A 20,018-nucleotide genomic window follows, 5' to 3' on the forward strand; every position below is an offset into this window, starting at 1 on the left:
CAGTCAAACTGCATGCGAAACGACCAACGCGAGGGGGAGAGATCACAATGAACGACACCGTCAATCGCCAGATCCTGCTTGTTGAAAAGCCGACCGGCAAGCTTGGCCCCGAGCATTTTCGGCTGACCAAGGGCACGGTCCCCGCGCCGAAGGAGGGCGAGGCGCTGGTGCGGACGCGCTACATCTCGCTCGACGCCGCCAACCGTGCCTGGATGCACGGCGCCACCTACCGCGCTGCGGTCGAAGCCAACACCGTGATGGCCGGCGGCAGCATCGCCGAGGTGGTGTCGTCGAATGACCCCGGCCTGAAGCCGGGAGATATCGTGTTCGGCGACACCGGCTGGCAGGATTACGCCGCCGTGCCGGCCAAGCACCTGTCGAAGATGCCGAAGCTCGAGCCGATGACCCACCTGCTCAGCGTCTACGGGGTGGCCGGCCTGACCGCCTATTTCGGCCTGCTCCATGTCGGCAAGCCCAAGGAGGGTGAGACCGTGGTGGTCTCGGCCGCCGCCGGTTCGGTCGGCTCGATCGTCGGCCAGATCGCCAAGATCAAGGGATGCCGGGTGGTCGGCATCGCCGGCGGCAAGGACAAGTGCCACTGGCTGACGTCGGAGCTCGGCTTCGACGCCGCGGTCGACTACAAGGACGGCGCCACCTACAAGGCGCTGCGCGCGGCGGCGCCGAAGGGCATCGACGTCTATTTCGACAATGTCGGCGGCGACATCCTGGAGGCCTGCCTGGCGCAGATGAACAACCGCGGCCGCATCGCCTGCTGCGGCGCGATCTCGCAATATGACGGCGTGCCCTCGGCGCACGGCCCGCGCGGCGTGCCCGGCCTGATCGTGGTGAAGCGGCTGATCATGCAGGGCTTCATCGTGATGGACTACATGGACCAGCGCGACGCCGCGCTCGCCGACCTGCAATCCTGGGTGTCCTCGGGCAAGCTCAAGGTGCAGGAAGACGTCATCGACGGCATCGAGAATACGCCGCAGGCGCTGATCGGCCTGCTCGCCGGCGAAAACCGCGGCAAGCGCATGGTGAAGGTGTAGAGGCAAAAGCTCCGGTTCCGTCATGCTGAGGTGCGCGCTCTTGCGCGCCTCGAAGCATGCACGGCCCCGATGCGGCGCCGCGGAGCGAGCTGGACCGTCGCCCTTCGAGGCTCGCTTCGCTCGCGCCTCCAGCGACAACGGCAAAGCCGTTGCGCGGGGGTGACGAGCGTACAGAGAAAGTGCAGTCTTAGTGCACCGTGCCCTGTGCCTGAGGTGCAGCTTGCGGCCCGGCCGCCTTGCCCTTCTTCGCCTTGCGCCAGTTCTCGAAATTCTGCACCACGACGAAGAACGCGGGCACGAACAGCACCGCGAGGCAGGTCGAGGCGATCATGCCGGAGAACACGGTGATGCCGATCGACTTGCGGGCGTTGGCGCCGGCGCCGGTCGCGAGCACCAACGGCAGCACGCCGAGGATGAAGGCAAACGACGTCATCAGGATCGGGCGGAATCGGGCGCGCGCCGCGTCGATCGCCGATTCCAGCACCGGCTTGCCGTAGCGCACATGATGTTCGAGCGCCACCTCGACGATCAGGATTGCGTTCTTGGCCGACAGCGCGATCAGCAGGATGGTGCCGATCTGGGTGTAGAGGTTGTTCTCGATGCGCAGGCTGAGCAGCACCAGCGTCGGGCCGAGCAGCGACAGCGGCACGGCCAGGATCACCGAGATCGGCGCGTACCAGCTCTCATATTGCCCGGCGAGCACGAGATAGACCAAGAGCAGCGCCAGCGCGAACACATAGTAGATCTGGCTGCCGACCTCCTTCTCCTGGTACGACATCGCCGTCCACTCATAGCCGGTGCCCGGCGGTAGCGTCTTGGTCGCGATCTCCTCCATCAGCGTCATCGACTGGCCGGACGAATAGCCCTGCGCCGGCAGGCCGATGATGGTCGCCGACGGATAGAGGTTGTAGAGGCTGATCAGCGAGGGCCCGACCGAGGGCGTGATCTTGGCCACCGTGCCGAGCGGGATCATGTCGCCGTTGCCGTTGCGCACCATCATGTTCTCGATGTCGCGCAGGCCCAGCCGGTACTGCGCCTCGGCCTGGGTGTAGACCTGGAAGGTGCGGCCGAACTTGGTGAACTGGTTGACATAGCTGGCGCCGAGATAGGTCGACAGCGCCGCGAAGATCTGGTCGGGGGTGACGTGCAGGGTCTGGGTCTTGATGCGATCGACCTCCACGTCGAACTGCGGCACCATCGAGCGGAACGAGGATTGCACCCGCTGCAGCGCGCTCTGGGTCTGCGCATTGGCCACGATTGCCCCGGTGACCGCCTGCAGCTTGCCGTAATCGGCATTGCCGTCGCGCAGTTCGACCTGCATGGCAAAGCCGGCGGCATTGCCGATGCCCTGGATCGGCGGCGGCGGGATCACCAGGATACGCGCCTCCGGGATCACCGCGAGCTTGTCATTGAGCCCATAGACCAGCGAACGGAGGTCCTCGCCCGGGCCGCGCGCGCTCCAGTCCTTCAGGATCAGGTAGGCGACGCCTGCATTGGCGAGGCTCGACGAGTTGTCGAGCGCCGAGATGCCGGCGATGCTGACCACCTGATCGACGCCGGGCGTCTTGCCGGCAATCTCGGTGACCTTGTCGAGCACGTGCTGGGTGCGGTCGATGGCGGCGCCGTCGGGCAATTGCACCGCGGCGAGCAGATAGCCCTGGTCCTCGATCGGAATGAAGCCGGTCGGCACCCGCGACAGGCCGTAGCCGGCGAGGCCGATGATGACGAGCGCGATGGCGACCGACGTCTTGGCGTGCCCGGCGATGCCGCCGACCACGCGGGTGTAGCCGCGCTCCAGCCGATCATAGGCCGCGTTGAAGCCGCGATAGAAGAAGTTGCGCTGTTCGGGCGGCGCCGGAGGACGCAGCCATAGCGCGCATTGCGTCGGCTTCAGCGTCGCGGCATTGACCGCGCTGAGCAGCGCGGTGGCCGCGATCACCAGCGCGAATTGCGCGTACATCCGCCCGGTCAGCCCCGGCAGGAAGGCTGCCGGCAGGAACACCGAGATCAGGACCAGCGTGATGCCGACGATCGGCGCGAACAATTCGTCCATCGCCTTGATCGCGGCGTCGTGGCCGGACATGCCGCGCTCGATATTGTGCGCCGCGCCCTCGACCACGACGATAGCGTCGTCGACCACGATGCCGATCGCCAGCACGATCGCAAACAGCGTCGAGAGATTGATGGTGAAGCCGAGCGCCGCCATGCCGGCGAACGCGCCGATGATGGTGACCGGCACGGTAGTCGCGGGCACCAGCATCGCCCGCCAATCCTGCAGGAAGACCAGGATCACGATCAGCACCAGCAGGCCGGCCTCGATCAGCGTCTTGTAGACCTCCTCGATCGAGGCGTTGACGAATTTAGTGGTGTCGAACGGCGTGTCGTATTTGATGTCCTGCGGGAACTGCCTGGCGAGCTCCGCCATCTTCTTCTCGACCGCCTTCTCGACCTGCAACGCATTGGCGCCGGGCGACTGGAATACGCCGATGCCGGTGGCCGGCTTCTGGTTCAACGAGAAGATCTGGCTGTAGGTCTGGGCGCCGAGCTCGACCCAGCCGACATCGCGGACGCGGGTGACGTCGCCGACATTGCCTGACTTGACGATGATGTCCTCGAACTGGCTCTTGTCGTCGAGCCGGCCGTTGACGTTCAGCGTGTACTGGAACGCCTGTCCTGCCGGCGTCGGCGGCGCGCCGACCTGACCGGCGGTGACCTGCTGGCTCTGCTGCTGGATCGCCTGGATGACGTCCTGCGGCACCAGTCCGCGCACCTGCAGCTTGTTCGGATCGAGCCAGACCCGCATCGAATATTGCCCGGCGCCGAACACCGTGACGTTGCCCACGCCCGGCAGACGCGACAGCTCGTCGCGAATGTTGATGGTGGCGTAGTTCGACAGGAACAGGCTGTCATACGTCTTGTTCGGCGAGGTCAGCGTCACGAACAGCAGGATCGAGGTCGACTTCTTCTGAACCGTGACGCCCTGGTTCTGCACCGAGGTCGGCAGCTGCGACAGCGCCGCGGAGACGCGGTTCTGCACCAGGACCTGCGCGAAATTGAGATCGGTACCGATCTTGAAGGTCACCGTCAGCGTGTAGGTGCCGTCGGCGCCGCTGTAGGACTGCATGTACAGCATGTCCTCGACGCCGTTGACCTGCTGCTCGATCGGCAGCGCCACGGTGTCGACCACCGTCTTGGCCGAGGCGCCGGGATAGCGCGTCGTCACCTGCACCGTCGGTGGCACCACGTCGGGATATTGTGCAACCGCTAGATTATACAGCGCCACGCCGCCAAGCAGGATCATCAGGATCGCGATGACGTTGGAGAGGACCGGCCGCTCGATGAAGAATTTCGAGATCATGGCGCGCCCCTATTTGGCCGGTGCCGGCGTCGCGTCGCCCTTCTGCATCTGCGGATCGACCTTCTGCCCGGGGATCGCACGCAACAATCCTGCAGTCACGACGCGGTCATCCGCCTTCAGCCCGCTATCGATGACGCGCAGCCCCTCGTCGAGCGGGCCGGTCGTCACCTTGCGCTGCTCGACCACATTGTCGGCATTGACGACCAGCACGTAGCGGCCGGCCTGGTCGCTGCCGATCGCGACATCAGGCACCAGCAGCGCATTCTCCTGCTTGGTGAAGGGCACGCGGACGCGGACGTAGAAGCCGGGCAGCAGGGTCCGGTCCGGGTTTGGGAACACGCCACGGACCGCAAGCGTGCCGGTCGACTGGTTGAGGGTCGGCGAGATGTAGTCGATCTGGCCCTTGTGCGGGTAACCGGTCTCGGTCTGTAGCCCGACTTCGACGGGCAATTGCCGCAGCTCGTTCACCGACATGCCGCGACGCCGCGCTTCCTCGCGCACGCGCAGCACGTCCTGTTCATTGACGTTGAAGTTCACGTAGATCGGATCGAGCTGCACGATGGTGGCGAGCTGGGTGGGCGACGTCACGCCGACCAGTTCGCCGACCGAGACCAGATGGTTGCTGACGATGCCGTCGAACGGCGCGGCCACGTTGGTGTAGCCGTAATTGACCGCGGCGATCTTGGTGTTGACCTGGGCCTGTTGCAGACCAGCCTGCGCGTTGTCCCGCGTCGCGGTCGAGGTTTCCAGCGTCGCCTGCGAGACGGCCTGGCGCTGCACCAGATCTTGCTGCCGCTTGAAGTCGGACTCCGCCTGCTTCACCGTCGCCTGCGCGCCGACCTCGGCGGCCTGCGACTGCTCCAGTTTCAGCTTGTAGGTCTCCGGCTCGATCGTGAACAGGGTGGTCCCCTGTTTCACGAAGGAGCCGTCCTGATAATTGATCGACTGCAGGAAGCCCTGCACGCGCGCGACCAGATCGACGGTCTTGATCGGCGCGGTGTTGCCGGTGGCATCCAGATAACGTGTGATGGCGCGCTGCACCGGCGTGGCGACATCGACCTTCGGTGGTGGCGGCGCAACAAAACTGTTTTGCTCGCAGGCACTTAAACTGACGAAGGCCGATACGACGCAGAGGATGCGTGTCAGCGGCGCATTTCGCAGCCGCAAAAAATCGCTCCGACCGAAATGTGCCAACGCGCGCGCATGCCTCATTTCCGAGCCTCAGTTCAAATGACTTAACTCAAACGTGGTAGGCGGCAAAACAATCAACCTGCTTCTTCCATAGCAACAATCCGCTTGCAGCGGAACTCGAAAGCGAAAATGATGTCGCTCGCGAAGGTTGTTACAGCAAGAATTTTCAGAGCGCAGTTCAGTTGAGCCGACGGCTTCCGGCGCAACGAGAGGATTTAATCAAATGATCAATGCGTTGACACGTGCAACGAAGCTTTCCGCATGGCTCGCGCTTGCGGCATTCATGAACACTGCGCCGGCCTTGTCGCAGGCGCCGACCCAGGCGCAGCGCGACGCCATCAAATCGCAATGCCGCAACGACTACATCGCGCATTGCTCCAGCGTCCCGCCCGGCGGCGAAGCCTCGCTGCAATGTCTGCAGAAGAACATGGCAAGCCTCGGCTCCGGCTGCGCCAGCGCCGTGAAGGCCGTGGAAGCACCGGCGGCTGCGCCCGCGGCAGCCAAGACCGACGCGGCGAAGACTGATGCGCCGCCTGCGGCGGCAACCAAGCCCGCCAGTGAGGCCGCAGCACCGAAGGCGGCCGGAGCGCCATCCAGCGCGCAGATCTCCGCGATCCGCAGCGCGTGCCGCTCCGATTATCCCAAGGTTTGCGCAGGTGTGCCGACCGGCGGCGCGCCGGCGCTGCAATGCCTCGAGAAGAACAAGGCGAAGCTGTCGCCGGCCTGCGGCAAAGCCGTAGCCGCTGCCGGCGGTGGCGCGGCACCGGCCGAAGGCGCGGCGACGGCGGCAGCACCGGCCGCGCCGGCCGCTGCACCGGCCGTGATCGTGTTGCGGCCGCTGCGGCCGCGTGAAGAACTGTTCGTGCTGCGCTCGGCCTGTGGCGGCGACGTCCGCTCGATCTGCGGCGGCGTCCAGCCGGGCGGCGGGCGGATCGTGCAATGCCTGGCAACCAATGCCGGCTCGCTGTCGCCGGCATGCCGCGACGTGCTGGCGCCGTTCGCGGCGCGCTGATCCTGTTGTCACGCGACTGACCGAAAAGGGGAGCGATCGATGCTGCGTATTGTCCTGACCGCCGCGCTGCTTTGCGGCTCAACTGCCGTCTTTGCCCAGGAGCTGACCACGGCGCAACGCGACGCCTGCATGGGCGACTACCAGAAGTTCTGCAAGAGCGTGACGCCCGGCGGCGGGCGGATCATCGCCTGTCTCGCCAAGGAAAGCGACAAGCTGACACCCGCCTGCAAGAAGGTGCTGGCGGAAGCGGAAAAGAAATAACCGCACAAGCGGTGAGACGACAGGTGTCCGGCGAGCGTCGGACACGAAGCCGCAGCACCTTGTTGTCACCTGAAGGCCAACCATACCTCACTCCGGGAGAGGGAATATCATGCGCTCACTATTGCTGATCGCTGCGGCCCTGCTGTCCTTTGCCGCGACCATGACCTTCGAATCCTCCGATGCCAACGCCGTCGTGTGCGGGCGCGGCCCCTATCGCGCCGGATGCGCCGGCTATCGCGGCGCGGTCGTCGTCCGCAAGCCCGTCGTCGCCGGCTGCCGCTGGGTATGGGTCGGCGGGGTCAAGGTCCGCCGCTGCTACTGAACTTTTCGGCTCCACGCTTGTAGCCACCCCGCGCATTTTCCCTCTGGCGTTCCCGCCAGAGGGCGATTAGTCTGGACCCAAATTGTAAGTACACTGTCAATCTGGGAGGCAGACGTTGCGGATCGCCGTGATCGGCGGAGGGCCCGGCGGGCTCTATTTCGCCTATCTGTGGAAGAAGCGTCACCCCGACGCCGAGATCGATCTGTTCGAGCAGAACGCGGCCGGCGCCACCTGGGGCTTCGGCGTCGTGTTCTCCGAGCAGGCGCTGGACTTCCTGCGCGCCGACGACCCCGAGACGGTCGACGCCATCACCCCACAGATGGAGAGCTGGAAGAACATCACCCTCAATCTGCGCGGCCAGAGCGTCGAGATCGACGGCGTCGGCTTCTCCTCGATCGGCCGGCTCAAGCTGCTGACGATCCTGCAGGAGCGCGTGCGCAGCACAGGCGTCGCGCCGCGCTTCGATACCGTGGTGCAATCGGTCGACGAACTCAGCGGTTATGACCTGATCGTTGCCGCCGACGGGCTGAACTCGATGGTCCGGCGCGGCAATGAGGCCGCGTTCGGCGCCTCGGTGTCACATTCCTCCAACAAATTCGCCTGGTACGGCACCACCAAGACCTTCGCGACGCTGTCGCAGACCTTCGTGGCGACGGAGCGCGGCAGCTTCAACGCCCATCACTACCGCTACGCCAAGGACATGAGCACCTTCCTGGTCGAGTGCGACGCGGCGACCTGGGCGGCCTACGGCTTCGCCGACAAGACGATCGAGGAATCGCAGGCGATCTGCGAAGGGGTGTTCGCCGCGACGCTCGATGGCCACAGGCTGATCTCGAACAAATCGGTTTGGCGCAATTTCCCGTGGATCTGGAACGAGCGCTGGTCGCACGGCAACATGGTGCTGATCGGCGATGCGCTGCATTCCGCGCATTTCTCGATCGGCTCGGGCACGCGGCTGGCGATCGAGGATGCGATCGCGTTGACGAAGGCGCTGGAGACCGAGAACGGCATTGCCGCCGCACTGGCCCGCTACGAGGCCGAGCGCAAGCCGATCGTGAAGAAGCTCGTCACCGCGGCGCGGACCAGTGCCGACTGGTACGAGCATTTCCCCGCGCACATGAAGTGCGACCTGATGGATTTCGCCTACAGCTACATCACCCGCTCCGGCCGGATCGACGACGCGCGGCTGCGCGCGATGTCGCCGGCCTTCATGGCCCGTTACGAAGCGGCAAAGGGACGCTCATGACCGCGATCGCCGACCAGGTTCCGCAGGACAACCCCGGTGCGCGCGAGATCGGCTTTGCGATTCCCGAGCACTACAATGCGAGCCGTATCCTGTTCGACAATCTCGGCAACGGGAATGCCGAGCGACTGGCGCTGACCGGTCCCGCCGGCACACGGACGTATCGCGAGCTCTGCGCCGACGCTGCACGCTGGGGCCACGCTTTCCTGTCGCTTGGACTGAAGCGCGGCGACCGCGTGCTGCTGTTCCTCGACGACACGCCGACTTATCCGGCGGCGTTCTTCGGCGCGGTGCGCGCCGGCTTCGTGCCGCTGCTCATCAACACGCTGACGACGCCGGAACTGCTGCAATTCTATCTGTCCGACGCCGGCGCGCAGGTCGCCGTCACCGATGCGGAGTTCTGTTCGCGTTTCAGCGCCGAGGCCTGCAAGGACACGCCGCTGCGCACGCTGGTCGTGGTCAACGGCACCGCAGGCGTCCATGCCGTTGCCGAGACGCGTAATGCCGGCGAATGGTTGCAGGGATTTCCGAGCGAGCTCGACGCGGCCGATACCCATCGCAACGAGATGGCGTTCTGGATGTACTCGTCAGGTTCGACCGGCCGTCCCAAGGGCATCGTGCATTTGCAGCACGACATGGCCTATAGCGAGCTCGCCTTTGCCCGCAACGTGCTCAAGCTTTCGCCGGGCGACATCTGCTTCTCAGTGCCGAAGATCTTCTTCGCCTATGGCTTCGGTAATTCGATCACCTTCCCGTTCTCGGTCGGCGCCGCGACGCTGCTGCTGCCGGGCCAGCCGAAACCGGCTGCGATCTTCGCGGCGATCGGGCAATATCGACCGACCGTGTTCTTCGGGCTGCCGACGCTTTACATCACCCTGACCAAGGCCGAAGGCGCCGACGCTGCCGACTTCTCCTCGCTGCGGATGGCGGTCTCGGCCGCCGAGGTGCTGTCCGCCGAGGTCTTCAACGGCTGGAAGCAGCTCACCGGGCTCGAGATCATCGAAGGGCTCGGCTCGACCGAGGTGCTGCACGTCTATCTCAGCAACCGCGCGGAGCAGAAGAAGCTCGGTGCCGCGGGCCTGCGCGTGCCCGGCTACGAGATCATGCTGCGCGACAGCGTCGGCCGCGAGGTCGGCGACAATGAGGAAGGCATTTTGTGGGTGCGCGGCGATTCCGCCACGCCGCTGTATTGGAACCGGCCGGACAAGACCGCCGAGACCGTGCGCGAGGACGGCTGGATCTATACCGGCGACCGCTTCATGCGCGACAGCGACGGCTTCCACTTCTTCCGCGGCCGTGCCGACGACCTGATCAAGATCTCCGGCCAGTGGGTCTATCCGCTGGAGGTCGAGCTCTGCCTCGCCGATCACCCCGACGTTCGCGAATGCGCCGTCTACGCCGCCGAATTGCCCGACCGCCGCATGACGCTGCGCGCCGTGGTGGTGATGAACAAGGCCGGCTTCGACACCGATGAGGCGACGCGGCGGTTGCAGGACTACGTGAAGACCAAACTGCTGCCGTACAAATATCCGCGCGAGGTGAAGTTCATCGACGAGCTGCCCAAGACCGGCACGGGGAAGATCGACCGGCAGGCGGTGATGCGGATGTAGAGGATGCGTCCGACGGATGACACTGTCGCCAAACGTTCAGTGTCGTCCCGGCGAAAGCCGGACCCATAACCACCAATCTCTGCCACTATATCGCACCGGGGCTCCAGCGTCGCGCCACAGAGCATTCGTGGCTATGGGTCCCGGATCGCGCTCGCTCCGCTCGCTTGTCCGGGACGACGATTGAGTTTGCGGCAGCCACATACTCCGACGTCGTCCCGGCGAAGGCCGGGACCCATAACCACCAATCTCTGCCGCTACATCGCGCTGTGGCCCCAGCGTCGCGCCACAGACGCATTCGTGGTTATGGGTCCCGGATCGCGCTCGCTCCGCTCGCTTGTCCGGGACGACGATTGTGTTTGCGGCAGCTACATATTCGATGTCGTCCTGGCGAAGGCCAGGACCCATAACCACCAATCTCCGCCGCTGCATCGCGCTGTGGCCCCAGCGTCGCGCCACAGAGGCATTCGTGGTTATAGGTCCCGGATCGCGCTCGCTCCGCTCGTTTGTCCGGGACGACGATTGAGTTTGCGGCAGCCGTATATTCAGTGTCGTCCCGGCGAAGGCCGGGACCTAAACGACCGGCCTCTGCCGCTACATCGACGCTGGGGCCCCAGCGTCGCGCCACAGACCCATTCGTGGTTATGGGTCCCGGATCGCGCTCGCTTCGCTCGCTTGTCCGGGACGACGATTGAGTTTGCGGCAGCCACGAATTCGATGTCGTCCTGGCGAAGGCCAGGACGACGGCTGAGTTTGTGACAGCTAACCGCCCAACCCCGTCCCGCCATACAGCCACGCGATATCGTCGCACCATTCGTTCTGCGACTTCGCGCTCATGATCGCGTTGCGGATGCGGGCGTGCTCGCCCGCGGGGTGATAGACGTGCTCGCCGATCGCTCGGGACATCAGCTGCACGCGCGCCGTGCGCGGGAAGCGTCGGGCGCGATAGGCATCGAGCGCGGCCGCCTGATCGTCGTGACTGGCCAGCATGTGCGACAGGCAGACCGCATCTTCCATCGCCTGGCAGGCGCCTTGCGCGAAATACTGCAGCATCGGATGCGCGGCATCGCCCAGCAGTGCGACGCGGCCGTCGATCCAGCGCTCGGTGGGATCGCGGTCGCACAATACCCAGAGCTTCCAGTTGGTGCCGTGGCGGATGATGTTCTGCGCCCGCTCGTGAACGTGGGTGAAGCCCTTCATCACCTCGGCTTCGGAAACCGGCTTGCCAGCGACCGGCTCCGGCGCATCGTTGTGATAGGTGACGACCAGGTTGAACACCTTCCAGCCCGACAGCGGGTAATGCACGATGTGGCATTTCGGGCCGGCCCACAGCGTCGCCGCGTTCCAGCGCAGATCCTCCGGCATCTGCTCGGTCGGAATCACTGAGCGGTAGGTGGTGTGGCCGGAGACGCGCGGCGGGCCATCCGCCGTGACCTGCTTGCGGATGTTCGACCACAACCCGTCGGCACCGATCAGCAGGCGTCCGGTGACGCGCTCGCCATTGGCGAGCTTTACGGTCACCGACGAGCCATCCTGCTCGTAGCCGATGACCTCGCTGGACACGCGCAGCTCGATCAGTTCGTGGTTCTGGCAGGCGCGCAGGAACACGCCATGCAGGTCGCCGCGATGCACCACGGCATAGGGATTGCCGAACCGCGCGCGAAACGTCTCGCCGAGATCGATGTGGGTGATCTCATCGGCGGTCAGCGCATCCATCAGCCGGAGCTGATCGATATAGACGGCCATGTTGCGCGCGGCCTCGCCGACGCCGAGATAGTCGAAGGCGTGGAATGCGTTCGGCCCGAGCTGGATGCCGGCGCCGATCTCGCCGAGCGCGGCCGCCTTCTCCAGCAGGATCGAGCGAATGCCCTTCTGGGCGAGCCCCAGCGCCACGGCTAGGCCGCCGATGCCGCCGCCCGCGATCAGGACCGGTTTGCTGTCCGCCATCAGCCCGACCTCCCCAAATGTTCGAGCGCGTCTTCGGCACGCAACGGCACGCGCGAGGACTCGTTGTTGAGGTCGACCAGTTGGGTCAAGAGCGAGAGAAGCGTCTTGCGGTCGGCCGGCTTCAGTGGCTGCAGCATCCGCGCCTGCGCCTTGTCGACCGAGGGCATGATGTCGCCGAGCACGGCCGCACCGGCCTTGGTGAGGTAAAGCAGCTTGACGCGCTTGTCCTCGGGCGCCGGCTTGCGCACGATGTACTCCTTCGCCTGCAGCCGCTCGATCACATTGCCGAGCGTGGAGCGGTCGAACGCGATCACCGCCGAGAGCCGGGTTGCATCGATCCCGGGATGGGTCGAGATCGTGACCAGCGCGGCGTATTGCACGGGCGTCAGATCGAACGCCTTGCACTCCTCGATGAACAGCGCGACCGCGATCTGCTGCATCCGCCGGAACAGATAGCCGGGCGCGGTGTAGACCGCGTCCATGGTGACGGGCGTTGGCTTGCTATTCGGCATCGGGCTGCTTGTCCGGGGCGGCGTCGGCGAACGCCTTCACTTGCTTTGCCGCGGCCTCGGCCTTGAGCAGGCGCGGATAGGCCGAGACGTCGACGCCGAAGCGCCGCGCATTGGCGAGCTGCGGCACCAGGCAGAGATCGGCAAGCGTCGGCGCATCGCCGAAGCAGAACGGCCCGGCCTCGTCAGCGATTAGGGTCTCGCAGGCCGAAAGGCCCTCGCGATTGGCCCAGGCCGCCCATTCGGTCACCTGCTCCTCGGGCAGGCCTAGCTTGCGCAGCCGTGCCAGCACCTTCAAATTCTGCACCGGGTGAGTGTCGCAGGCGATCGCCTGCGCGAACGCCCGCACCTTGGCGCGCCGCAGCGGGTCTTTCGGCAGCAGCGGCGGATTGGGATTGGTCTCGTCGAGCCATTCGATGATCGCGAGCGACTGGGTGAGGATCGCGCCGGCGTCGCTCTCCAGCGTCGGCACCAGCCCCTGCGGATTGATCGCGAGATAGGCCGGCGCGCATTGCTCGCCCTTGCGCAGATGATGCGGCAGGTGTTCAGAAGTCAGCCCCTTCAGATTCAGGGCGATCCGGACCCGGTAGGACGCGCTGCTCCGGAAATAGCCATGCAGCTTCATCGGAACCTCCCTTGCATTTCGTCATTGGCTTGTTTCGTTGACGCTAGCCATATTGTCAGTATACTGTCAATTAAATTGCACCAAACAAGAACGATGGGAGGCTTGCCATGGAAGCCGTGCAGAAGACCCCGGAGCGCGAGGCGTTCTACAAGAAGATCGACGGTCAAAACCTCTCGGCGTTGTGGAACGTGATGAACGATCTCATCACGCCGGAGCCGAAAAGCGCCTGCCGCCCGCATCTTTGGAAGTTCGACCAGATCCGGGACTACATGAACGAGGCCGGCAAGCTGATCACGGCCAAGGAAGCCGAGCGCCGCGTGCTGGTGCTGGAAAATCCCGGCCTGCGCGGCCAGTCCAAGATCACGACCTCACTTTTCGCCGGCGTACAGATGGTGGTGCCGGGCGACATCGCTCCCGCCCATCGCCACGCCCAGTCGGCGCTGCGCTTCGTGCTCGAGGGCAAGGGCGCTTTCACCGCGGTTGACGGCGAGCGCACCGCGATGTCGCCGGGTGATTTCGTCATCACGCCGTCGATGACGTGGCACGACCATTCTAACGAAACCAATGAGCCGATGTTCTGGCTCGACGGGCTCGACATCCCCATGGTGCAGTTCTTCGACTGCTCGTTTGCTGAAGGCGCCAAGGAAGACCAGCAGTCGATCTCCAAGCCGGCCGGCGCCAGCTTCGCTCGCTACGGTCACAATCTCCTGCCGATCGATCAGAAGCGAACATCGAAGACCTCGCCGATCTTCAACTACCCCTATGAGTACACCCGCGAGGCGCTGGAGAAGGCCAGGACCAGCGACGAGTGGGACGCCTGCCATGGCCTCAAGCTGAAATTCTCCAACCCCGAGACCGGCGATTTCGCGATGCCGACCATCGGCACCTTCATCCAGCTGCTGCCGAAGGGTTTCAAGACCGCGCGCTATCGTTCCACTGATGCGACCGTGTTTGCTGCGATCGAGGGCAAGGGCCGCACCCGGGTCGGCGACCAGACCTTCGAATGGGGGCCGCGCGATCTGTTCGTGGTGCCGAGCTGGCACTGGGTCACCCACGAGGCCGATGCCGATTCCGTGCTGTTCTCGTTCTCCGACCGTCCGGTGCAGCAGAAGCTCGATCTGTTCCGCGAGGATCGGGGCAACGCGTAGCCGGAAACGTGTACTCGCTGTCGTCCCGGCGAAAGCCGGGATCCATAACCACAGGGTCTCGTTGTTGGAGTTGCTGAGGCCCCAGCGTGTTCTAACAACTAGGCCCTGTGGTTATGGGTCCCTGCTTTCGCAGGGACGACATTTGCAATTGCGGCTGACGCTCCCTACCGCCAGTGCAGCAGCCGCGTCTCCAGCAAGTTGATCAGCTTCCCGACCGCAAGCCCGAACAGCGACAGGATCACGACGCCGGCGAGCAGTTGGTCGGTCTGCATCAGATTGCCGGCCTGCAGCACGAAGGCACCGATGCCGTATTGCGCGCCGATCATCTCGGCGCTGACGACGAGCAACAGCGCAACGGATGCGGTGATGCGGAAGCCGGCGAGAATCGAGGGCAGCGCGCCCGGCCAGATCACGCGGCGTACGATGGCGTGGAAAGGCACGTTGAAGCTCTGTGCCATCCGGATCAGATTGCGCGGCACCGCGTCGACGCCGCTATAGACCGAGATCGCGGTCGAGAAGAATACGCCGAGCGCAATGGTCGCGATCTTCGGCTCCTCGCCGATCCCGAGCCAGAGGATCAAGAGCGGCAGCAGCGCGATCTTCGGGATCGGGAACAGCGCCGAGATGAAGGTGATGCCGACGCCGCGCGCCATGGTCGACAACCCGATCGCGAAGCCGACGATGACGCCGGCGGCGGTGCCGATGATCCAGCCGGTGCCGATCCGCATGATCGACCAGGAGAGGTGCTGCCATAGCGCGCCCGACATCGCGAGCTTGGTGATCGCGACCGCGATCGCCGACGGCGCCGGCAGGAACAGCGGATTGACCCAGCCGGCACTGCCGGCAAGCTGCCAGACCGCGATGACCAGCGCGAGCGCGATCCAGCCGGCAGAGCGGCTGCCGCCGGGCGTAAAGCCGGCGCCGCGAAATGCGACCGGCCGCGTCGCTTCCGCCGATCGGCCCTTCGCCTCCTGCGGGGAGCGGTCAAGCATGCTGGACCTCGCGCTCGGCATCGATCGCCTCTGTGCGGATCAGCGACCACAACTCGCCCTGCAATGCGGCCATCCGTCCGCGCGCGTCCGCCGTGCCGCGCTCGGCGCGCGTCATCGGGATGGTCACGATCTCCCGGATGCGGCCGGGGCGACGCGACAGCACCACGACACGGTCGGCAAGCCGCACCGCTTCCTCGAGGTTATGCGTGACATAGACCGCGCCCATCGCGCCGTCGGCGAGCAGGCGCACGAAATCCTCCATCAGCAGCTCGCGGGTCTGCGAATCCAGCGCCGACAGCGGCTCGTCCATCAGCAGGATCGCCGGACGAACCGCCAGCGCACGCGCAATGCCGACGCGCTGGCGCATGCCGCCGGACAGCTGCTTCGGATAGGCAGCGCGAAAATCCGACAGCCCCGTGCGGCGTAGCGCGTCGTCGATCACGGCGCGGCGCTCGCCGACGCTCAAGCCTGTATGCAGCAGCGGAAACGCGACGTTCTCCTCGACCGTATTCCATGGCAGCAACGCAAAATCCTGGAACACGAAGGTCAACGGATTGAGGCTGCCGGCCGGCGGCGCGCCGCGCAGCTCGGCAGCACCCTTGCCCGGCCGCAGCAGGCCGCCGAGAATGGACAGCAGCGTGCTCTTGCCGCAACCGGACGGACCGACGATCGCGACGATCTCGCCGGCGGCGACCTGGAAGGAGACATCGTCGAGCACGTCGAGTGCGCCGAAGCGGTGGCTGATATGGTCGGCGATCAGGTCCATGGTGTCACAGCCTCACTGCCAAACCCGTCATCCTGAGGAGCCGCGAAGCGGCGTCTCGAAGGGTCGACGGCCCGGATGTAGCAGGGCCGTGCACCCTTCGAGGCTCGCCCAGCAGTGCAAGTGCGCCGCAAGGCTCGCACCTCAGGATGACGGGTTGAGTGTGGTGCGCGTGGCGCTGCATCATCAATCCGCCTTCACATAATCCTTGGCGATAATTGCATCCGCATCAAAACCCTTGTCGACAAAACCCTGCTCCTGCAGCCATTTGATCTGGTTGTCGAGGTTCTTCACGTCGAGCTTGCCGTCCGGATCGATATAGGCGCAGTTGCCGACCACCTGCGCGACCGGCAGGTTGGTGTATTTGGCAATGATCTCGAGCAGCGGCTTGGTCTTGTCGTTGATCGGCGCCACGCCATCCTTGATCGCGGTCAGGATCACGTCGTGATACTCGTGGTCGGCGCGGGTGAGCGCGGTGAGCAGCCGCTTCACCAATTGCGGGTTGGTCAGCGTCTTCGGCGACGCGAAGATGGCGCCCAGCTGCCACGGCGTCTCGTCGCCGACCCAGCCCAGAAACTTCGCGCCGTTGGAATCCATCAGCGTCCGCGCGGTCGAGACCGGCAGCAGCGCGGCATCGACGGTTTCGCCCTTCAGTGCCGCGGCCGCGTTCGACAGCGACTGCAGCGGCACGATCTTCACGTCCGAGAGCTTGAAGCCGTATTTGTCGGCGAGCAGGCCGAGCGAGTAATGGAAGCTGGAGCCGACCTGGGTCACCGCGACGCGCTTGCCGGCCAGATCCTTCGGCGTCTTGAGGCCGGCGGCATAGGCGTTGTTGCTGGCGAAATAGCCGATCAGGGGATAGCCGGCCTTCTCGCGGCTCATGCCGCCGATCACCTTCAGCGTGCCCTTGCCGGCGAGATTGTAGAGACCAGCGGTGACGGCGGTGATGCCGAAATCGACATCGCCTGACGCGGTCGCCACCGCGATCGGCTGTGCCGCGTCGAAGAACTTGAGCTCGACATCGAGGCCGGCGTCGCGGAAATAACCCTTGTCCTGCGCGATGAACACCGGCGCCGAGGACGACAGCCGCAGCACGCCGATCTTCGCCTTCAGGAGATCATCGGCCCGCGCGATGCCGCTCGCGGCCCATATCAGCAGACCCGCGAGTGCGAGCCGCGCCCAACCCTTCATTGCCGTCTCCACTTGTAGCCCGTTCCGATCAAATCGGAACGGGCTCTCGATTCCTGTTTTGACGCGTTTTCTTCACGCGAACCGGGATCCACTTCGCTTGAAAACGCTCTAGACTCCTTCAGGCACGGCCTGATCGCGGCCGATGAACGCGCCCTGTCTGCCAAGCTGTTGTTGCAACTTTTCGACGGAAATGTCGCGCGGAATTGTATTACCCGAAAGTGCGAGCGCTGCCGCGGTTCCCGCCGCCTCGCCCATCACAAAACAGGCACCGGAGACGCGCGCCGCCGATTGCCCTTCATGGGTCATCGAAGCGCAGCGCCCGGCGACCAGCAGATTGTCGACGCCGTCAGGCACCAGCATGCGGTACGGCAATTCGTTGTAGCCGCGGCTCTCCGGGATCGGCGGAAACTCGAAGGTCACATCGCCCGGCACGTGCTTTTCCATCGGCCAGCCATTGACGCCGATCGAATCCTCGAATGAGGCGCAGCCCAGCACGTCCTCGCCTGACAGCATGTAGCCGCCGATCACGCGCCGCGTCTCGCGAATGCCGAGCTGCGGCGGCAGATCGACGATGTAGGAGTTCTCGAAGCCCGGTACCGTGCGCAGGAACTTGAACGCCTCGACCGCCTGGCGGCGGCCCTCGATTTCGCCGCGCGTCATGTCGTCGGGATCAATCCCGGAAATGGCGCCGCCGTCGCTCCGCGTCACCTGGGTGAAATTCACCCGCCACTCGATCTGCGATTTCTGCGGCCGCACGATCGCGGACTTGCGCGGGAATTTGTGGGTGCCGGCGGCCTCGGCCTGCGCCATCCGTTCCGGAATCGTCCGCCACGCATCGCCCGCCTTCGCCGGATCGATGCCGTTGAGGCGGAACATCATCGAGGGGTAGAGCATGCCGCCCTGGTTGTCGCCGACCTCGTAGGGCGCACCGGCCCAAACCGCGAGATCGCCGTCGCCGGAGCAATCGATGAAGATGCCACCGCGCACCGCCTGACGGCCGGCCTTGGTTTCCACCATCAGCGCACGAATGTGCGCGCCGTCCATCACGACGCCGGCACCGAGCGCGTGGAACAGGATATCGATCTTGTGATGCGCCAGCAGGTCGTCCGCCGCGATCTTGTAGGCCGCGGTGTCGTAAGCCTGCGCGAGGATCTTGCCGAGGATCAGATGCGGCGCGTTCAGCCCGCCGAGCCGGTCGATCCGCGCCAAGAGGTCGGAGGCAATGCCCTGCACGACCCGGCGCACCTCGCCGAAGATGTTGGCGTGCAGCCCGCAGAAGTTGGTCACGCCGGCCGCGGTGCCCATGCCGCCGAGAAATCCGTAACGCTCGATCAAGAGCGTTCGCCGCCCGGCGCGTGCCGCGCCGACCGCGGCCGCGATGCCGGCCGGTCCGCCGCCGAGCACCACCACGTCATATTCGCCATAGACCGGGACCTGCCGCGCAGGTTCTTCGATCGTGCTCGCTCGCATCATTTCCGCCCTGAACAAGTTTGATTGGGCCGACTATGAATTGATGCGGATTGCAGTACAATCCACCAAATTATGTAATCAGCTTTCGCGAATCGCGAAAACCGCCGAGAAGCGCAAATGGATACGCTGGTCAATCTCGAAGCCTTCCTCGCCACCGCGGATGCCGGCGGCTTCTCCGCCGCGGCGCGCAAGCTCAAGGTCGCGACATCGGTCATCGCCAAGCGCGTCACCCAACTCGAAGAGCGGATCGGCACCGCGCTGTTCCACCGCTCGACCCGCCAGTTGCGGCTGACCGAGGCCGGGCAGCAATATGTGCATCGCGCCCGCGGCGTCGTTGCCGATGTCGGCGATCTCCTGTCGCGGATGGGCGAGAAGCAGTGCGATCTCACCGATCATCTGCGCATCAAGGCGCCGACCTCGCTGACCGTGGCGCGGCTCGCCGATGCCTTCACGGTGTTCCAGAAGCAGAACAGCAGCGTGAAGCTCGAGATCGTGATGATCGACCGCCCCGTCGATCCGGTGACCGAAGGCTTCGACATCGCAATCGGCGCCTTCCCGCATTCCTTCGGCGGCGTGGTCGACGAGCCGCTATGCCGGCTGCCGCGGCTGGTATGCGCCGCGCCGGCGTATCTGAAGAAGCACGGCACGCCGAAGCATCCGCGCGACCTGGTCGATCATCGCTGCCTCAGCTTCCTGCCCACCGGGCCGGAATGGCCGTTCGAGGGACCGCGCGGCCGCATCAACATCCAGGTCCGCCCGATCCTCTCTTCGAACGAGGGCCGCGTGCTGACGCAAAGCGCGATTGCCGGCAACGGCATCGCGCTGCTGTCGCATTATCTGGTCGCTGACGCGCTGCGCGCGGGCACGCTGCAGCCGATCCTCACCGAGTTTCCGATTCCTGAACTGTGGGTCAAGGCCGCGGTTCCCGAACGCCGCATCGATGCCGCCGCGGTACAGGCGCTGCTGAAGACATTGAAGAAGTCACTGTCGCAATCGCTGTGATGCGACGGCAGCCTTGCCCCGCGCACGCCGACCTGAGACAAGGACGTGAAAGGATCGCCGGCTTGAAACTCCTGCTATCAGCCTCGCTTGGCCTCATCATCATCGCGACTCCAGCCGCGGCGATCGAGACCTGCCGCTTCATCGAGCCCAAGGCGGAACGCGAAGCCTGCTACCATCGCCAGGAGCAGGAGCTGGCGGCCAAGCGCAAGCCTGCGCCGACGGTCACGCAGTCGAGCGAAGCGAAGACATTCGAACAGCTGCAGCAGATGCGGCGCGACGACGAAGAGGTCTATCGCAGCATCCGCGGCATCTGCAACGGCTGTTGAGC

At 65.1% G+C, this 20,018-nt stretch carries 18 protein-coding genes; 9 read left to right on the plus strand and 9 right to left on the minus strand.

Annotation, left to right across the window (positions count from 1 at the left end; translation table 11 throughout):
• Positions 1 to 47: 47 nt before the first annotated feature.
• Positions 48 to 1,049: an NADP-dependent oxidoreductase gene (locus CK489_RS05780; protein ID WP_095731592.1), complete on the plus strand. Its 1,002-nt coding sequence runs from the start codon at positions 48 to 50 to the stop codon at positions 1,047 to 1,049.
• A gap of 187 nt (positions 1,050 to 1,236) precedes the next feature.
• Here the strand turns inward: CK489_RS05780 and CK489_RS05785 are convergent, their stop codons facing one another.
• Positions 1,237 to 4,407, minus strand: a complete 3,171-nt coding sequence (locus CK489_RS05785) for an efflux RND transporter permease subunit (RefSeq protein WP_095731593.1) — start codon at positions 4,405 to 4,407, stop codon at positions 1,237 to 1,239.
• Positions 4,408 to 4,416: 9 nt separating this feature from the next.
• Positions 4,417 to 5,574, minus strand: a complete 1,158-nt coding sequence (locus CK489_RS05790; protein WP_095731929.1) for an efflux RND transporter periplasmic adaptor subunit — start codon at positions 5,572 to 5,574, stop codon at positions 4,417 to 4,419.
• A 247-nt stretch (positions 5,575 to 5,821) separates the two neighbouring features.
• Here CK489_RS05790 and CK489_RS41675 point away from each other — a divergent pair, with 247 nt between their 5' ends.
• The 5 genes from CK489_RS41675 (at position 5,822) to CK489_RS05815 (ending at position 10,046) form a co-directional block, all read left to right on the plus strand.
• Positions 5,822 to 6,610, plus strand: coding sequence for a cysteine rich repeat-containing protein (locus CK489_RS41675; RefSeq protein ID WP_050630963.1), 789 nt, complete (start codon positions 5,822 to 5,824; stop codon positions 6,608 to 6,610).
• Positions 6,611 to 6,649: 39 nt separating this feature from the next.
• Complete coding sequence (locus tag CK489_RS05800; protein ID WP_021080229.1) at positions 6,650 to 6,871, plus strand: cysteine rich repeat-containing protein; 222 nt, start codon at positions 6,650 to 6,652, stop codon at positions 6,869 to 6,871.
• 109 nt (positions 6,872 to 6,980) lie between these two features.
• Entirely contained in the window at positions 6,981 to 7,193 is a 213-nt protein-coding gene (locus CK489_RS05805; RefSeq protein WP_095731594.1) for a hypothetical protein, read from the plus strand.
• Positions 7,194 to 7,308: 115 nt separating this feature from the next.
• Positions 7,309 to 8,439, plus strand: a complete 1,131-nt coding sequence (locus tag CK489_RS05810; protein WP_095731595.1) for an FAD-dependent monooxygenase — start codon at positions 7,309 to 7,311, stop codon at positions 8,437 to 8,439.
• Positions 8,436 to 10,046 carry a benzoate-CoA ligase family protein gene (locus CK489_RS05815; protein WP_095731596.1) on the plus strand — a complete coding sequence of 537 codons (1,611 nt, stop codon included), beginning with the start codon at positions 8,436 to 8,438 and terminating at the stop codon, positions 10,044 to 10,046. Before CK489_RS05810 ends, CK489_RS05815 begins: the two co-directional genes overlap by 4 nt.
• A 759-nt stretch (positions 10,047 to 10,805) precedes the next feature.
• Here CK489_RS05815 and CK489_RS05820 read toward each other — a convergent pair.
• From CK489_RS05820 to maiA, 3 genes are read right to left on the minus strand one after another with little or no spacing between them, the layout of a single operon-like run.
• Positions 10,806 to 11,990 (minus strand): 3-hydroxybenzoate 6-monooxygenase, encoded by a 1,185-nt coding sequence (locus tag CK489_RS05820; RefSeq protein WP_095731597.1) that lies wholly within the window; start codon positions 11,988 to 11,990, stop codon positions 10,806 to 10,808.
• Entirely contained in the window at positions 11,990 to 12,502 is a 513-nt protein-coding gene (locus CK489_RS05825) for a MarR family winged helix-turn-helix transcriptional regulator (protein WP_095731598.1), read from the minus strand. Before CK489_RS05825 ends, CK489_RS05820 begins: the two co-directional genes overlap by 1 nt.
• A complete protein-coding gene (maiA, locus tag CK489_RS05830; RefSeq protein WP_050631572.1) occupies positions 12,492 to 13,124 on the minus strand; it encodes a maleylacetoacetate isomerase in 633 nt (210 codons plus the stop codon). Before maiA ends, CK489_RS05825 begins: the two co-directional genes overlap by 11 nt.
• 107 nt (positions 13,125 to 13,231) lie before the next feature.
• Between maiA and gtdA the strand changes: the two genes are divergently transcribed.
• Positions 13,232 to 14,272 carry a gentisate 1,2-dioxygenase gene (gene gtdA, locus CK489_RS05835; RefSeq protein WP_095731599.1) on the plus strand — a complete coding sequence of 347 codons (1,041 nt, stop codon included), beginning with the start codon at positions 13,232 to 13,234 and terminating at the stop codon, positions 14,270 to 14,272.
• 164 nt (positions 14,273 to 14,436) lie between these two features.
• Here the strand turns inward: gtdA and CK489_RS05840 are convergent, their stop codons facing one another.
• From CK489_RS05840 to CK489_RS05855, 4 genes are all read right to left on the minus strand, one after another.
• The gene (locus CK489_RS05840; protein WP_198960842.1) at positions 14,437 to 15,264 is read right to left on the minus strand and encodes an ABC transporter permease; all 828 of its coding nucleotides are present in this window, start codon (positions 15,262 to 15,264) and stop codon (positions 14,437 to 14,439) included.
• Positions 15,257 to 16,030, minus strand: a complete 774-nt coding sequence (locus tag CK489_RS05845) for an ABC transporter ATP-binding protein (protein ID WP_095731601.1) — start codon at positions 16,028 to 16,030, stop codon at positions 15,257 to 15,259. The genes CK489_RS05840 and CK489_RS05845 overlap by 8 nt, the downstream gene beginning before the upstream one ends.
• Positions 16,031 to 16,213: 183 nt before the next feature.
• The gene (locus CK489_RS05850; RefSeq protein WP_095731602.1) at positions 16,214 to 17,218 is read right to left on the minus strand and encodes an ABC transporter substrate-binding protein; all 1,005 of its coding nucleotides are present in this window, start codon (positions 17,216 to 17,218) and stop codon (positions 16,214 to 16,216) included.
• A 108-nt stretch (positions 17,219 to 17,326) separates the two neighbouring features.
• Positions 17,327 to 18,688 (minus strand): FAD-dependent oxidoreductase, encoded by a 1,362-nt coding sequence (locus CK489_RS05855; protein ID WP_095731930.1) that lies wholly within the window; start codon positions 18,686 to 18,688, stop codon positions 17,327 to 17,329.
• A 117-nt stretch (positions 18,689 to 18,805) separates the two neighbouring features.
• Between CK489_RS05855 and CK489_RS05860 the strand changes: the two genes are divergently transcribed.
• Both CK489_RS05860 and CK489_RS05865 read left to right on the plus strand, forming a co-directional pair.
• Entirely contained in the window at positions 18,806 to 19,690 is an 885-nt protein-coding gene (locus CK489_RS05860; RefSeq protein ID WP_095731603.1) for a LysR family transcriptional regulator, read from the plus strand.
• A 62-nt stretch (positions 19,691 to 19,752) separates the two neighbouring features.
• Positions 19,753 to 20,016, plus strand: a complete 264-nt coding sequence (locus CK489_RS05865; protein ID WP_244486431.1) for a hypothetical protein — start codon at positions 19,753 to 19,755, stop codon at positions 20,014 to 20,016.
• The last annotated feature ends 2 nt before the right edge of the window (positions 20,017 to 20,018 follow it).

Origin of the sequence: Bradyrhizobium sp. UFLA03-84 (assembly GCF_002289535.1) — a bacterium.
GTDB classification, from domain to species: domain Bacteria; phylum Pseudomonadota; class Alphaproteobacteria; order Rhizobiales; family Xanthobacteraceae; genus Bradyrhizobium; species Bradyrhizobium viridifuturi.